The sequence below is a fragment of the Nocardia sp. NPDC049935 genome (assembly GCF_055586645.1).
This window is the reverse complement of record NZ_JBVJHV010000001.1, coordinates 1,625,239-1,639,521: the sequence shown is the minus strand read 5'-3', so window position 1 is coordinate 1,639,521 and position 14,283 is coordinate 1,625,239. Positions and strand designations below refer to the sequence as shown.

Genomic DNA, 14,283 nt, shown 5'->3' with positions numbered 1-14,283 from the left:
GATTGATACCCCTGAGGGGTATATAATCCGGGTATGTCCACCGATCACGCACACGGAGCCGGGCACGGTGCGGCTCCCGGGCACGCGCAACACCCCGCGATGCCGGGACCTGCCGGTCGCTCCGAGGCGCACGCCGGGCATTCCGGCCACGGCGACCATGCGGCGGTTTTCCGCCGGCTGTTCTGGGTGATGCTGATCCTCGCGGTCCCGGTGGTGGCGGCCGATATGATGTTCGCCGACCTGGTCGGCTATACGGTGCCGGATGCGCTGGCCTGGGTCTCGCCCGTGCTCGGGACCGTGATGTACGGCTGGGGCGGGCGCCCGTTCCTCACCGGGGCGGTCGCCGAGATCCGTGACCGCCGCCCCGGCATGATGTTGCTCATCGCCCTGGCGATCACGGTGGCATTCCTGTCCTCCTGGGGTGCCGCGCTCGGAATCCTGGCCCACGATCTCGATTTCTGGTGGGAACTGGCGCTGCTCATCGTGATCATGCTGCTCGGGCACTGGCTCGAGATGCGTTCGCTCGGACAGGCCTCGAACGCGCTGGAATCGCTGGCGGCGCTGCTGCCGGACGAGGCAGAACGGATAACCGGCGGGCAGCCGGAGACCGTCGCCGCGGGTGATCTGGCCGCCGGTGATCTGGTGATCGTGCGCCCCGGCGGCCGGGTCCCCGCGGACGGGACGGTGGAGTCCGGAACCGCGGATGTGGACGAATCGATGATCACCGGGGAATCGCGGGCGGTTCGCCGGTCGCCGGGCGACCGGGTGGTCGCGGGAACCGTGAGTACCGATTCGGCGCTCCGAGTGCGGATCACGGCGGTCGGCGCCGATACCGCGCTGGCCGGTATCCAGCGGCTGGTGCGGGAGGCGCAGAATTCCTCCTCCCGGGCCCAGGTGCTCGCCGACCGCGCGGCGGGACTGCTGTTCTGGTTCGCCTCCGGCGCGGCCGTGCTGACCGCCGTCGCGTGGCTGCTGCTGGGGCAGCCGGAATCGGCGGTCACCCGTACCATCACGGTGCTCGTGATCGCCTGCCCCCATGCTCTCGGCCTGGCGATCCCGCTCGTCGTGGCGCTGGCGACCGAACGGGCGGCGCGGGCCGGGGTGCTGATCACCGACCGCCGGGCGCTGGAGGCGATGCGCACGGTCGACGCGGTCCTGTTCGACAAGACCGGCACCCTCACCAAGGGCGAACCGGCCGTGGTCGCGGTGGCGGCTACCGGGGCGTTGGGCGCGGACGAGGTGGTGGCCCTGGCCGCCGCGGTCGAAGGTGACAGCGAGCATCCGCTGGGCCGGGCCGTCGTCGAGGCGGCGGCCCGGCGCGGGCTCGAGGTTCCCGCCGCCGTCGATTTCGCCGCCCGCAACGGAATCGGTGTGACCGCGGTCGTGGATTCGGCGACGGTCGGGGTGGGCGGGCCCGGAATGCTCGCGGAATACGGGCCGGCCCCGCTACCCGAGAGCGAACAGTGGGCGGCGGAGGGGTCGACCGTGCTGCATATCGTCCGCGACGGCGCCGTCGTGGGTGCGCTGGCCGCGGCCGACGAGATCAGGCCGGAATCGGCCGAGGCGGTCGCGGCCCTGCACGCGCGCGGTGTGCACGTCGCGATGATCACCGGCGACGCCGAGCCCGTGGCGCGCGCGGTCGCCGCCCGGCTGGGGATCGACGAGGTGTTCGCCGGGGTCCTCCCGGGGGACAAGGGCGCGAAGGTGGCGGAGTTGCAGTCGGCCGGCCGCACCGTGGCGATGGTCGGAGACGGCGTGAACGACGCACCCGCGCTGGCCCGCGCCGATGTGGGCATCGCCATCGGCGCCGGTACCGATGTCGCGATCGCGTCGGCGGGGGTGGTGCTGGCCGGTGACGATCCGCGGTCGGTGCTGTCGGTCATGGCGCTGTCGCGGGCCACGTACCGCAAGATGATCCAGAATCTGGTCTGGGCGGCGGGCTACAACATCATCGCGGTGCCCTTGGCCGCGGGGGTGCTCGCGCCGTGGCACATCACGCTGCCGATGGAGGTCGGCGCGCTGTTGATGTCGGCATCGACCGTGGTGGTGGCGCTCAATGCCCAATTGCTGCGCGGACTCGATCTTCGTCCCGGCGCGGTCCTCGGGCGGCGGGGCGCGCCCGCCCCCGCGACCGCCCGGTGAGGGGCCGCGCGGTCACAGCCGGGCCAGGGCGGTGAGGGGAGCGGTGAGTTCCCCGGCGTCGAGAGCGGAATCGCCCGACAGGGCGTGCAGCAGGGTCCCGTCGAGGAATATCGCGACCGCGCGGGCCGCGTCGGGTCCGATATGCGGGGTGAGGATATCCACCAGCCCGTCGAACCAGACCCGTGCCAGCGGCCGGAGTTCGGGGTGGCGGGTGGCGGCGAGGTAGAGCTCGTTGACGGTGAGGGTCTGCTCCGGTTCGGCGTAACACCCGGCGGTGAGCGCGGCCAGGGTGGCGGGCAGATCGTCGGTGTGCGCCAGTGCCGCTGCCCAGTCGGCGAGGGCGGCGCGGGTGGCCGCCGCGCTGTCGGCCAGGGCCGCCTCGACGAGTTCGGTGAGGTCGGCGAAGTAGTAGGTCGTGGATCCGACCGGCACACCGGCGGCGGCCGCGACCGCGCGGTGGGTCAGCCCGGCCAGACCGTGCCGGGGTATGAGCTCGCGGGCGGCGTCGAGGATGCGCTGGCGGCGATGCGGGTCCCGGGGCGTCAATGCGCGCCCGCCAGATTGAGGGTGACCACTCCGGCCACCACCAGTACCACACCCAGGATCTTGACGGGCCCGAGCGACTCGCCGAGGAACAGCGCGCCGATGAGCACGATCAGCGTAGTGCCCAGACCGGACCACAACGCGTACGCGAAGCCGACGTTCATACCGCGTGAGATCGCCTGGGCCAGGGCGACGAACGCCACCGCGTAGGCCGACAGCGAGGCCACCGTGGGCCAGAGCCGGGTGAAGCCCTCCGTGGACTTGAGCAGGCTCGTGCCGATGATCTCGGCGACGATCGCCACGCCGAGTAGTACCAGTGACATGCGGTTCCTCCGAGTGTGTACGTTTGTACATGGACAAAAGTACACAGCCGGGGGTGCGGTGAGCGAGCCGGAGCGGCGATCGCCGCGCGGGCGTCGTAGGGTGGGGCCACATCCCAGGGCAGGAGGCCGGAGTGGCCGGAACCGACGTGGCCGAGGTGATGGCCGAACTGGCCGCGCTCGAGGACCCGAAGATCCGCGCGGTGAACGAGAAACACGGTGACGATCACGGTGTGAATCTCGGCGCCCTGCGTGCCCTCGCCAAACGCCTGAGAACCCAGCAGGACCTGGCACACGGGCTCTGGGACACCGAGGACACCGCGGCCAGACTGCTGGCGCTGCTGATCTGCCGGCCCAAGGCGTTCGATCGCGACGAGCTCGACGCCATGCTGCGCGCCGCCCGCACCCCCAAGGTGCACGACTGGCTGGTGAACTACGTGGTGAAGAAGAATCCGCATGCCGAGGAACTGCGCGCGGCCTGGTTCGCCGATCCGGATCCGGTGGTGGCGAGCGCGGGCTGGGCGCTCACCACCGAGCGGGTGGCCGGGAACCCCGGCGGTCTCGACCTCACAGGCCTGCTGGACACGATCGAAGGGGAGATGGCCCGCGCCCCGGACCGGTTGCAATGGGCGATGAACCACACCCTGGCCCAGATCGGCATCGAGCACGCCTCCCACCGCGACCGCGCCATCGCGATCGGCGAGCGCCTCGGGGTACTCGAGGACTATCCGACCGCCAAGGGCTGTACATCCCCGTACGCGCCGATCTGGATCACCGAGATGGTGCGCCGCCGCGAGGGCGCGTAGCGCCCGGGCCGGGACCGCTCCCCGGCGGGTAGCCTTCGTGATCCCGCCGGGTCGCGGAGCTATCCCTCGGTGCCGCGCCGGCGGCCGAGCAGTACCAGGATCACCAGTACCGCCGCGCCGAGCGCGAGTACCAGTTGCCGATTGGCCGACAGACCCGCCGCGGCCATCAGATCGATGGGTTCGGCGGCTTTGCGCGGTGTGAGGGGGGTCACGGTCGAGGCGGCCGGTTCGGGCGTCTCGGATTCGGTGGACTCCGCCGGTGTCGCGGCGGCCGACGAGGTGATCTCGGCGGCCAGATTGTCGGCGAAGGTACCGATCAGGCTGCCCGCCACATCGGCGAGCGCACCGCGGCCGAACTGGGCCGGTTTACCGGTGATGGCCAGGTCGGTATCGACGAAGACATCGGTGATACCGCCGGATTCGACGAGCCGGCAGGTGATCACGGCCTTGGCGGTGCCGTTGCCACGGGTCTCCCGGCCGCCGCCCTCCAGCACGGCCACTCCGGCCTCCTCGTCCTGCGAGAGGACTTTGATGATGCCGTTGTAGGTCAGCCCCACCGGGCCCAGTTTGACCTTGATCTTGCCGTGGAAATCGTCGCCGTCGCGGGAGGTGAGCACGGCGCCGGGCACACACGGCGCGATACGCTCCAGGTCCAGCAGGACGGGCCACGCCTCTTTGGCGGGAACGGGTATCTGGAAGGTGTTCTCTAGTTTCATTCGCGGTCCTAGGCTTCGGTGCCGGTCAGGTCTGCGGGGTCGCGGAGGTCTCGGCGCCGATGGTGGTGGCGGCGTCGCGCACAGCGCGGATGATCCCCTGGTATCCGGTGCAGCGGCAGATGTTGCCGGACAGCCCTTCCCGGATCTCGTCGTCGCTGGGGTCGGGGTTGTCGGCGAGCAGCGCGGTCGCCGACACCACGAATCCCGGGGTGCAGAAACCGCATTGCAGACCGTGGTGGTCGCGGAACGCCTGCTGGACGGGGGAGAGGGTGCCGTCGGCGTCGGCCAGGCCCTCGACGGTGTCGACCTCGGCGCCGTCGGATTGCACGGCGAAGATCAGGCAGGCGCGTACGGCGGCCCCGTCCAGCAGGACCGAGCAGGCGCCGCAGACACCGTGTTCGCAGCCCAGGTGGGTGCCGGTGAGACCGCAGGTCTCCCGGAGGTAGTCCGCCAGGGTCAGCCGCGGGGGTACGCGGTCGCGCCGCTTCACCCCGTTCACGACCACCGAGATCTCGACGTCAGTCATTGCTCGCCTCCTCTACCGCCCGCGTCCAGGCCCGCGCCACCATGACCGCTCCGACCCGGCGCCGGTACTCGGCGGAGCCGTGGATATCCGCGGGAATCGAGTCGAGCGCCGCGGTCGCGGATCGGCCGATCTCGGCCGCGTCGAGTTCGGCCGCCGGGCGGCCGATCAGTTCCGATTCGGTGCTCGTGGCCCGCAGCGGGGTGGGGGCCAGGCCGAACAGGCCCACCGCGACCTTCTCGATCCGCGAGTCGGCGTCCAGCCGCACCGCGATCGACGTTCCGGCCATCGCGAAATCCCCGGCCCGGCGGGCGAATTCCTCGACGGCGAAACCGCTGCGTCCGGGCCACACCGGGAAGGTGACCCCGGTGAGCAGTTCGTCGGGTTCCATCGCGGTGGTCCACATCCCGGTGAAATATTCCGCCGCCGCGATGGTCCGCTGTCCGCGCGGCGACAGGGTGTGCATCTGCGCGTCGAGCGTCAAGGCCACGACCGGGTATTCACCGGCCGCGTCGGCGTGCGCGATCGCGCCACCGAGGGTGCCCCGGTTGCGGATCTGGAAGTGACCGATCAGCGGGGTGGCGCGGTGCAGCAGCGGTACGTCGCGGCGGATCTCGGGGGAGCGGCCGACCGTGGCGTGCGTCGTGCCCGCGCCGACCCATACCGAATCGCCGCGGCTTTCGATCCCGCGCAGATCGTCGAGCCGGCGCAGATCGATCAGATGGTCGAAGACCGCGAGCCGCAGGGCCAGTATGGGGACCAGGCTCTGACCGCCGGCCAGGATCTTGGCCTCCTCGCCCAGATCGGCGAGCAGCGCCACGGCCTCGTCCGCGGTGCCGGGGGCGTGATAGTCGAACGCGGCGGGTTTCATGCGGTCACCTCCGGGTTGCCGCTCGCACGGGCCGCCTCGATCATGTCGACGATGCGGGCGGGGGACAGGGGGAGCCGGTCGATCCGGACGCCGAACGGCGCCAGCGCATCGGCGACCGCGTTCAGGACCGCGGGAGTCGCGCCGATCGCGCCGCCCTCGCCGACACCCTTGAAACCGCCCGGACCGGTGCTCGGCGTCTCGATATGGCCGAGCTCGATCTCCGGGACCTCGGTCGCGGTCGGCATCAGATAATCCAGGAAGGTGGTGGTCACCGGGTTGCCGTCCTCGTCGTAGGCGAGGTGCTCGTAGAGCGCGCCGCCGATGCCCTGGACGGTGCCGCCGTAGATCTGGCCCTCCACCACATTCGGGTTGATCATCGGCCCGACGTCCTCGCTGACGACGAACCGGAGCAGTGTCACGTGGCCGGTGTCGATATCCACCTCGCAGGTGCACACATGGGTGGCGTTGGCCCAGATCATCATCTGGTCGGCGCGGTGGCGGCCGGACGCCTCCAGCCCCGGCGGCACCCCGGGCGGCAGCAATTCGGTCTGGTAGTAGGCGATCTGCGCGATCTCGGCCAGCGACAGCGAGGCGTCGGTACCGGTGACCCGGGCCCGCCCGTGCGCGAAATCGACGTCCTCGACGGTGGCGCCGAGTTGCTTGGCCGCGATCGCCACGATCCGCTCGCGCAGGATCGCCGCGGTCTGCCGGATGGCGCCGGCGGCCATCGAACCCGACCGGCTGCCGTTGGTTCCGCCGCCCTGCGGCGCGACCGCGGTATCACCCTGGATCGTCTGCACATCCTCGATCTCGACACCGAGCGCGTCGGCGGTGAGCTGGATCGCGGTGGTCTCCAGGCTGTTACCCGCCGATCCACCGGACAGATACACGCTCACCTTGCCGGTCGCCGCGATCCGGATGGTCGCGCCCTCGGTGCTGAGGAACGGGGTGCTGCCCGTGGTCGGTTCCACATAGGTGCAGGTGCCGACGCCCAGATAGCGTCCCTCGGCGCGGGCCCGCTGCTGTTCGGCGCGGAAGGCGTCGTAGTCGAGGATTTGCAGTGCCTGTTCGAAGGTCTCGCGCGGCGAGCAGTCCGAGTACGGCATTCCGTTCGGGTTCGCGACGGGCATATCGCCGTGGCCGAGCATATTGCGGCGCCGCAACTCGACCGGGTCCAGGCCCAGTTCCCGGGCCGCGGTATCGAGAAGCAGTTCCCGCGAGACCGATTCGAACTGCCAGGGTCCGCGATAGGCCACCCGGCCCACGGTGTTCGAGTAGAAGGAGGCGGTGCTGAATCCGGCCTCGGGAATCCGGTAGGGGCCGGGGAACAGCATCCCGACCGCGATCGAGGAGGTCAGCGGCGACGGGATCGGATAGGCGCCGACATTCTGGACGTGTTCGATGGTGGCCGCGAGGATATGCCCGTCGTCGTCGAAGGCCATGGCGACCTCACCGTGCTCGTGCCGGGCCATACCGGCCGACATCAGGCTCTCCTGCCGGTCCTCGATCCATTTCACGGCATGCCGCAGTGTGCGCGCGGCCAGCATCACGCAGGTATCTTCGCGCTGCGGGGCCACCTTCTGCCCGAAACCGCCGCCGGTATCACGAACGATCACCCGGACGCGGTGTTCGTCGACACCGAGCAGCCGGGAGCAGAATCCGCGTACCTCGTGTGGCGACTGGGTGGAGGTCCAGATGGTCATCTCCCCGGTGGGGGCGGTCCATTCCGCCACGATTCCGCGGGTCTCCAGCGGCACCGGCGCGTAGGCCTGCTGGTGGATGGTCTGGCGCACCACATGCGGTGCGGCCTCGAGGACCGGCGCGAGATCGGCGGGTGCCCGCCCGGCCAGGCCGCCGGCGGAATTGCCGGGGTGCTCGGCGTGGACGAGTTCGGTGGCGGTCCCCGCGGTCTCGTAGTCGACGACCGGGTCGAGCGGGTCGTAGTCGACCAGCACGAGTTCGGCGGCGTCCTCGGCGATATAGCGGTTCGTCGCCACCACCAGGGCCACCGGGTCGCCGACGAAGCGCACCTCGCCCTCGGCGAGCGGCGGCCGCGGCACCTCCGGGAATCCGGGAGTGTCGAGAGCGTAGGAGATCTCGGTGACCAGCGGGTTGAGTTCGGCGGCGGTGTACACGGCGACGACCCCGTCGAGGGCCACGGCCTCGGTGTAGTCGATACCGGTGATCCGGGCCCGCGCCAGGGGGCTGCGGACGAAGCAGGCGTGCACCATTCCGGGCCGCGTGATGTCGTCCACGAAGGTGCCGGCGCCGGTCACCAGGCGCAGATCCTCGACGCGCGGTACCCGCGCGCCGACGGCGGTGGTCTTCTCGGTGGTGCTCATGGTCGGCTCCGTCGCGTCGGGACGTGATGTGTGGCGCTGCGAGACAGCCTGATTCGACCCATCCGGCCGTTCCTCCGTTCGCGGGGTATCGCGGGCGCCGGGCGGCGCACCCTGGTCTGCCCACCGATGCTGAGCACTTGTTTAGCATCGGCATCAGCGCGGTGTCAATACAGGATATGTCGACTTCAAGAATTAGAATGTCGATTTGCGGAAGTGATATTCTCGCATGTTGTACCGGGTTTTCGGCGATCGCCGCAGCGAGGAGGTGGAGGATGCGCGACCTGGCCCCGCACCTGGCCCGATGGCACGCCGAGGGGATCGGCTGCGCGGTCGCGACCGTGGTGGGTATCCGGGGAAGCGCGCCGCTGGCCCTCGGCGCGAGTATGGCCGTGGACGCCTCCGGGACGGTCCGCGGCAGCCTCTCCGGCGGCTGCGTGGAAGGTGCGGTATACGACCTGTGTACGGCGGTGCTGGACTCCGGCGAACCGGTGCGCCAGACCTTCGGCTACAGCGAATCCGATGCCTTCGCGGTGGGCCTCACCTGCGGTGGCGAACTGGATGTGTTCGTCGAGCGGATCGACGACGCCCGGTACCGGGTGCTCGCGGCGGCCCTCGATGCCTCCGAACCCGCCGCGCTGGTGCGGGATCTGCGGACCGGGGAGATGCTGGCGCTCACCGCCGGAACCCTCACCGCCTCCGGCGGAGCGTGGCCGGATGCCGTGATCGGCCGGGCCCGGTCGCAGCTGGCGGCGGGGGCCGATGCGCTGTGCGTGATCGGCTGCGAGGACGAGGTGCGGGAGATCTTCGTGGCCGCCTTCGCCGCTCCGCCCCGCATGATCGTGTTCGGTGCGAATGTCTTCGCGGCGGCGCTGTGCCGGGTCGGGCGGATGCTGGGGTATCACGTCACCGTCTGCGAGGCCCGGCCCGCGTTCGCCGACAGCACCCGGCTGCCCGATGCCGACGAGGTGGTGGCCGACTGGCCGCATCGCTATCTGCGCGCCACCGCGGTGGACTCCCGGACCGTGTTGTGCGTACTCACCCACGACCCGAAGTTCGATATCCCGGTGCTGATCGAGGCGTTGCGCTCACCGGCCGGCTATATCGGTGCGATGGGATCGCGCCGGGCCGATGCCGAGCGCCGGGCCCGGTTACGCGAGGCGGGCGTCACCGAGACCGAACTCGCCGCGCTGCGTTCCCCGATCGGCCTCGAACTGGGCGGCCGCACACCGGAGGAGACGGCGATCGCCATCGGGGCCGAGATCGTGGCGGCGCGCAACGGCGGCTCGGCGCGTTCGCTGTCGGCCACCCGGCGTCCGATCCACGCGCCGGTCCCGCCGCGGCCCGCCGGTCCGGATCTCGCGGGCGGTCAGCCCGGAAGATCCTGGGGCGTATCGATATCGGCCGGCGACCCGGTCCCGTCGCACGGGATCCGCTGAACCAGATCCGGATGGGCGGCCAGGAAGCGCCGCGCGCCGATATCGCCGACCGCCTCGGCGGCGACGGCCGCGAAATAGCGTGACCCCAGCAGCACCGGATGGCCCGGTTGTCCGTCGTAGGTGGCCACCGCGAGGTCCGCGCCGCTGGTCAGCAGCCGCCGGACCGCGCCGGCGCCGAGCCAGGGCATATCCACCGGCACCACCACCGCCGCCTGTTCGTGTACCGCGGCCAGCCCGGTCGTCAGCGACGAACCCATCCCCGTCGCCCACGCGGGATTGTGCACCACCTCGGCGCCGTCCACCTCGAGGGCGACCGCGCCCGATACCACGACCACCCGCTCGCATCCGCCGTCGCGCAGCAGCCGTACCGCCCGGTCGACCAGGCGCTCGCCCTCGAACCGCACATCCGCCTTGGGCCGGCCGAACCGGCGTCCCGCGCCGGCGGCCAGGACCACTCCCGCGGCGGGTATCCGCGCTGCTCCCGAATCCATGGGTCGGTCTCGGCGGACGGCCGGGATCATCCGGCGGGGAGGTCGAGGCCCAGGAGCGCCGCCTGTACCTGGTACAGGCGGTCGACGTCGCCGCGCAGCCCGGTGACGTTGTCGTGGTACAGGAACGCCTCGCCCAGCCGGACCAGCGAATACGCCAGCAGTGACCGTTCCAGGTGCGGGACGTAGCCGTCCTGTTCCTCGGCGCGGGTGATGAGACGTTCCACGGCCACCAGGATGCGCGGCTGGACCGGGCCGTCGCTGGAGGTGAGGATCCGCAGACCCGCGAGCGGCTCGTTCTCGAAGTACTGCCGGAACGGTTCGTTTCCGGCCATCCAGCGGTTCACCCGGTCGAGGACGCTGAGGATGCGCCGGGCGCCGGTCGCGCGCCGCCGGGCGTCCGCGCGTTCGATCAGTGATTCGAACTCCCCGGCCAGTACGGCGCCCAGGACGCCGTCGCGGGATCCGAACCAGCGGTAGATGGAGGCGCGGCTGAGTTTGAGTTGCGCGGCGATGGCCTGGACGTCGACCCGCTCGCCCGCCAGGAACGCCTGCCGCGCAAGGGCGACGACTTCTTCGCGGGTGGCCGAGGCGGGACGTCCCGGCGGTCTGGAGGTGCGGCTGGCGGTGGTCACGCCCGTTATGATACACGCAGATACAAGTGTATCTAAAACCGCCGACCTGCCGTTCAGCGTACCGAGTGCAGGACAGCGGCCGGCGGCGGGGTCAGTGGCGACCGCGCCGACCAGCGGCCGCCGACGCGGCCGACCTCTACCGGATGATCGAATGCCGCGGAAATGGCTGCCGTGGTGATGGTTTCGGCCGCGGGCCCGGCGACCACCGTCCGGCCGCCGGCGATGAGCAGCGCGTGGGTGGTGGAGGTCGGCAGTTCCTCGAGGTGATGGGTCACCAGGACCGAGGCGAGGCCGGGATGGGTGTGGTCCAGGGCGTCCACGGTGGCCAGCAGCTGTTCCCGTGCCGCCACATCCAGGCCGGTGGTCGGTTCGTCCAGCAGCAGCAGTCGCGGCGCGGTGATCAAGGCCCGGGCGATGAGCACCCGGCCGCGCTCACCTTGGGAAAGGGTCGGCCACACGCGGGTGGCCTTGGTCGCCATCCCGACCGCGTCCAGGGCGGCCGTCGCGGCCGCGTTCTGGTCGGCCGACGGCGTCCATCGCAGGGGCGTATCCACCGTCGCGGTGAGGCCGGTGAGGGCCACCTCGTGCACCGTGAGCGGGGAGCGCAGCGGGTGGCGCGGATCGACGTGCCCGATCGAGCGCCGCAGCGCCTGCAGTTCCACCCGGCCCAGCTGTTCGCCGAGAACCCGGACCGTGCCGGTGGTGGGATGGGTGCGGGCGCCGCAGAAACCGAGCAGGGTGCTCTTCCCCGCGCCGTTGGGCCCGAGCAGCGCCCAGTGCTCGCCGGCCCGTACGGTCAGCGAGATACCGTCGATGATCCGGTTGCCGTCGCGCCGGAAGGTGACATCCGTCAGCTCCAGGACCGGTGTGCTCACGTGAAGGCCTCCTTGATGGCGAGCAGATGGGTGCGGCTGTGCCGGGCCGCGGCGCCGGAGTCGCGGGCGGCGATCGCCTCGGCCAGCCGCTCGTGCGCGGCGTGGTCCTCGGTGGAGGAGGGCAGGGGGCGGAGCTCGAGCATATCGATCATCGCGATCCGCAGCCGCGGCAGGAAAGTATCGAACAGCTGCGTGAGGACGTCGTTGTGCGCCGCCACGATCACCGTGCGGTGGAACTCGGTATCGGTGTCCACGAGATCGGCGACCGAATCGCCCGCGCCCGCCCGGGCGGTCAGCGCGCGGCGGATGGAACGCAGATCGGCAGGGGTGCGCCGGTGCGCCGCCAGGGCCGCCGCCTCGGCCTCGATGGCGATACGCGCCTCGAGCACCGAGGCGATGGTGGCGCGGCGCAGCACGATATCCCACTCCTCGGGGACATCACACGCGGTGACGAAGACCCCGGCGCCCTGACGGCTGGCGAGCACGCCTTTTCCCGCGAGGATGCGCACGGCCTCGCGCAGGGTGGAGCGACCCACACCCAATTGCACGGCCAGCGTCGTCTCGCCGGGAAGCCGGTGCCCGAGCGGCCATTCGCCGGCGCGGATCCGATCCAGCAGCAGTTCGGCCGCCTGCTCGGCGAGCGGATGCCTCCGTACCTGGGAAACCATGGTGAACCTCGCTACTTGTCTGAGGAGTGTGTACAGTCTGCCATATGTCGCATCCGGAGCTTCTCCTCGACCGCCACGGCGGGGCCTGAACGATCGGCCACCCCGCCGTGGGGTTGTCGTCGGCCGGTCACCGTCACGAGACGGCCGCACGATCCGGAAAGGTCCGGAAAACCCCATGACCGAACAGAACTCCGCCACACTCACCACCGACCCCCCGCCGTGGTACCGGCAGCGCCCGTCCCCGCTGCCCTCGCACCGCTACCGCGATATCTTCGATCGCGTCGACGTTCCCGTCACCGAGCGCCGGTGGCCGGGCGCCCGGATCCGGCAGGCGCCGCTGTGGGTGCCGGTGGACCTGCGCGACGGCAACCAGGCCTTGGCCGAGCCGATGGATCCCGAGCGCAAGCGCCGCTTCTTCACCCTGCTCGTCGCGATGGGGTACAAGGAGATCGAGGTGGGCTACCCCTCCGCCTCGCGGACCGATTTCGATTTCGTCCGGCTCCTGGCCGATACCGGGATGGCGCCACCCGATGTGACGGTGGTCGTGTTCACCCCGGCCCGGCGTGATCTCATCGCCCGGACGGTCGAATCGGTGCGCGGCCTGCACAACGAGGTGGTGATCCACCTCTACACCGCGACCGCGCCCGTATGGCGGGATACGGTGCTGGGCAAGGACGCCGGCGCGGTGAAGGAGCTGATCCTCGCCGGTGCGCGCGATGTCCTCGACGCCGCCGGTGACCTGCCCCGGGTGCGATTCCAGTTCTCCCCGGAGGTGTTCAACCAGACCGAACCCGGCTACGTCCTCGATATCTGCGACAGCGTCACCGACCTGTGGCAGGCCACGCCGGAGCGGCCGGTGACGCTCAATCTGCCGGCCACGGTGGAGATCGCCACCCCGAACGTCTACGCCGACCAGATCGAATACATGCACCGCACGCTGGCCCGGCGCGACAGCGTCATCCTGTCGGTACATCCGCACAACGACCGCGGCACCGGCGTGGCATGTGCCGAACTGGCGCTACTGGCCGGTGCGCAGCGCGTGGAGGGCTGCGTCTTCGGCAACGGCGAGCGCACCGGCAATGTGGATATCGCCACCCTCGCACTCAATCTGCACGCGCAGGGCGTGGATCCGATGATCGATTTCTCCGATATCGACGAGGTCCGGCGCACGGTCGAATACTGCACCCGGCTGCCGGTGCACGAACGCCATCCCTATGTGGGAGACCTCGTGCACACCGCCTTCTCCGGAACCCATCAGGACGCGATCAAGAAGGGCTTCGCCGAGCACCGGGCCCGGGCCGCCGCCGCCGGGCGCGACGAGCGGGATATCGACTGGCGAGTGCCCTACCTGCCCATCGACCCGGCCGATATCGGCCGCACCTACGACGCCGTCATCCGGGTGAATTCCCAATCCGGTAAAGGCGGGATCGCCTACCTGCTGGCCACCGGGCACGGACTGGATCTGCCGCGGCGCCTGCAGATCGATTTCGCCCGCCGGGTGCAGGAGCACACCGACGGCAGCGGGGGCGAGGTGAGCGCCGACGAACTGCGGGCCCTGTTCGACGCGCTCTACGTGGATTCGGTGGCGCCGCCGGAGATCGGATTGAAGGATCTGCGGACCACCGGCTCCGAATCGGCCCCGGTGATCGAGGTCGGTCTCACGGTCGGGGGCCGTGCCCACCACAGCACCCATCGGGACCGGGACCCGCTCGCCGCCGTCGTCGCGGCGCTCACGCGGGCCGGCCGGCCGATCGAGGTACTGGGGACCAGCGGTCACACCGTCGGCGGCCATACGATCGCCTACCTGGAGTACCGGCGCGACGGGCGGACCGGATGGTCGTGCGCCCGTGCGGATTCGGTCCCCGAGGCCGCGGTGCGCGCGGCCGTCCGGGCGGCCGGGATACCGGTACGCTGACCG

The 14,283-nt window shown here is 70.8% G+C and carries 14 protein-coding genes; 4 read left to right on the top strand and 10 right to left on the bottom strand.

Features of this window, described 5'->3' with window-relative positions; all coding sequences use genetic code 11:
- Positions 1 to 33 precede the first annotated feature (33 nt).
- The gene (locus ACZ6SF_RS07490) at positions 34 to 2,142 is read left to right on the top strand and encodes a heavy metal translocating P-type ATPase (protein WP_466061126.1); all 2,109 of its coding nucleotides are present in this window, start codon (positions 34 to 36) and stop codon (positions 2,140 to 2,142) included.
- A gap of 12 nt (positions 2,143 to 2,154) precedes the next feature.
- Here the strand turns inward: ACZ6SF_RS07490 and ACZ6SF_RS07485 are convergent, their stop codons facing one another.
- Both ACZ6SF_RS07485 and ACZ6SF_RS07480 read right to left on the bottom strand, forming a co-directional pair.
- Entirely contained in the window at positions 2,155 to 2,688 is a 534-nt protein-coding gene (locus ACZ6SF_RS07485) for a TetR/AcrR family transcriptional regulator (protein ID WP_466061125.1), read from the bottom strand.
- A complete protein-coding gene (locus ACZ6SF_RS07480; protein ID WP_466061124.1) occupies positions 2,685 to 3,008 on the bottom strand; it encodes a DMT family transporter in 324 nt (107 codons plus the stop codon). The genes ACZ6SF_RS07485 and ACZ6SF_RS07480 overlap by 4 nt, the downstream gene beginning before the upstream one ends.
- Positions 3,009 to 3,139: 131 nt before the next feature.
- Here ACZ6SF_RS07480 and ACZ6SF_RS07475 point away from each other — a divergent pair, with 131 nt between their 5' ends.
- On the top strand, positions 3,140 to 3,811 hold the full coding sequence (locus ACZ6SF_RS07475) for a DNA alkylation repair protein (RefSeq protein ID WP_466061123.1): 672 nt from the start codon (positions 3,140 to 3,142) through the stop codon (positions 3,809 to 3,811).
- Between the two features lie 59 nt (positions 3,812 to 3,870).
- Here ACZ6SF_RS07475 and ACZ6SF_RS07470 read toward each other — a convergent pair whose 3' ends face one another.
- From ACZ6SF_RS07470 to ACZ6SF_RS07455, 4 genes are read right to left on the bottom strand one after another with little or no spacing between them, the layout of a single operon-like run.
- Entirely contained in the window at positions 3,871 to 4,527 is a 657-nt protein-coding gene (locus ACZ6SF_RS07470; RefSeq protein WP_466061122.1) for an SRPBCC family protein, read from the bottom strand.
- A gap of 25 nt (positions 4,528 to 4,552) precedes the next feature.
- Entirely contained in the window at positions 4,553 to 5,053 is a 501-nt protein-coding gene (locus tag ACZ6SF_RS07465; protein WP_466061121.1) for a (2Fe-2S)-binding protein, read from the bottom strand.
- A complete protein-coding gene (locus tag ACZ6SF_RS07460; RefSeq protein WP_466061120.1) occupies positions 5,046 to 5,921 on the bottom strand; it encodes an FAD binding domain-containing protein in 876 nt (291 codons plus the stop codon). The genes ACZ6SF_RS07465 and ACZ6SF_RS07460 overlap by 8 nt, the downstream gene beginning before the upstream one ends.
- Positions 5,918 to 8,263, bottom strand: a complete 2,346-nt coding sequence (locus tag ACZ6SF_RS07455; RefSeq protein WP_466061119.1) for a xanthine dehydrogenase family protein molybdopterin-binding subunit — start codon at positions 8,261 to 8,263, stop codon at positions 5,918 to 5,920. Before ACZ6SF_RS07455 ends, ACZ6SF_RS07460 begins: the two co-directional genes overlap by 4 nt.
- Before the next feature lie 272 nt (positions 8,264 to 8,535).
- On the opposite strand from ACZ6SF_RS07455, the gene ACZ6SF_RS07450 reads away from it, so the two are divergent.
- Positions 8,536 to 9,699 (top strand): XdhC family protein, encoded by a 1,164-nt coding sequence (locus ACZ6SF_RS07450; protein ID WP_466061118.1) that lies wholly within the window; start codon positions 8,536 to 8,538, stop codon positions 9,697 to 9,699.
- Here the strand turns inward: ACZ6SF_RS07450 and ACZ6SF_RS07445 are convergent.
- From ACZ6SF_RS07445 to ACZ6SF_RS07430, 4 genes are read right to left on the bottom strand one after another with little or no spacing between them, the layout of a single operon-like run.
- The gene (locus ACZ6SF_RS07445) at positions 9,630 to 10,190 is read right to left on the bottom strand and encodes a nucleotidyltransferase family protein (RefSeq protein ID WP_466061117.1); all 561 of its coding nucleotides are present in this window, start codon (positions 10,188 to 10,190) and stop codon (positions 9,630 to 9,632) included. The two genes, ACZ6SF_RS07450 and ACZ6SF_RS07445, sit on opposite strands and share 70 nt — an antisense overlap.
- A 26-nt stretch (positions 10,191 to 10,216) precedes the next feature.
- Entirely contained in the window at positions 10,217 to 10,822 is a 606-nt protein-coding gene (locus tag ACZ6SF_RS07440) for a TetR/AcrR family transcriptional regulator (protein WP_466061116.1), read from the bottom strand.
- Between the two features lie 53 nt (positions 10,823 to 10,875).
- Entirely contained in the window at positions 10,876 to 11,697 is an 822-nt protein-coding gene (locus ACZ6SF_RS07435; protein WP_466061115.1) for an ABC transporter ATP-binding protein, read from the bottom strand.
- Positions 11,694 to 12,365 carry a FadR/GntR family transcriptional regulator gene (locus ACZ6SF_RS07430; RefSeq protein ID WP_466061114.1) on the bottom strand — a complete coding sequence of 224 codons (672 nt, stop codon included), beginning with the start codon at positions 12,363 to 12,365 and terminating at the stop codon, positions 11,694 to 11,696. Before ACZ6SF_RS07430 ends, ACZ6SF_RS07435 begins: the two co-directional genes overlap by 4 nt.
- Positions 12,366 to 12,540: 175 nt before the next feature.
- Here ACZ6SF_RS07430 and ACZ6SF_RS07425 point away from each other — a divergent pair, with 175 nt between their 5' ends.
- On the top strand, positions 12,541 to 14,280 hold the full coding sequence (locus ACZ6SF_RS07425) for a 2-isopropylmalate synthase (RefSeq protein ID WP_466061113.1): 1,740 nt from the start codon (positions 12,541 to 12,543) through the stop codon (positions 14,278 to 14,280).
- Positions 14,281 to 14,283: the final 3 nt, after the last annotated feature.

Bases quoted from the DNA above. Each gene is read 5' to 3' on its own strand.
- ACZ6SF_RS07455 (WP_466061119.1), bottom strand. From the start codon at position 8,263: ATGAGCACCACCGAGAAGACCACCGCCGTCGGCGCGCGGGTACCGCGC.
- ACZ6SF_RS07490 (WP_466061126.1), top strand. From the start codon at position 34: ATGTCCACCGATCACGCACACGGAGCCGGGCACGGTGCGGCTCCCGGG.
- ACZ6SF_RS07425 (WP_466061113.1), top strand. From the start codon at position 12,541: ATGACCGAACAGAACTCCGCCACACTCACCACCGACCCCCCGCCGTGG.
- ACZ6SF_RS07430 (WP_466061114.1), bottom strand. From the start codon at position 12,365: ATGGTTTCCCAGGTACGGAGGCATCCGCTCGCCGAGCAGGCGGCCGAA.
- ACZ6SF_RS07480 (WP_466061124.1), bottom strand. From the start codon at position 3,008: ATGTCACTGGTACTACTCGGCGTGGCGATCGTCGCCGAGATCATCGGC.
- ACZ6SF_RS07445 (WP_466061117.1), bottom strand. From the start codon at position 10,190: ATGGATTCGGGAGCAGCGCGGATACCCGCCGCGGGAGTGGTCCTGGCC.
- ACZ6SF_RS07470 (WP_466061122.1), bottom strand. From the start codon at position 4,527: ATGAAACTAGAGAACACCTTCCAGATACCCGTTCCCGCCAAAGAGGCG.
- ACZ6SF_RS07460 (WP_466061120.1), bottom strand. From the start codon at position 5,921: ATGAAACCCGCCGCGTTCGACTATCACGCCCCCGGCACCGCGGACGAG.
- ACZ6SF_RS07450 (WP_466061118.1), top strand. From the start codon at position 8,536: ATGCGCGACCTGGCCCCGCACCTGGCCCGATGGCACGCCGAGGGGATC.
- ACZ6SF_RS07465 (WP_466061121.1), bottom strand. From the start codon at position 5,053: ATGACTGACGTCGAGATCTCGGTGGTCGTGAACGGGGTGAAGCGGCGC.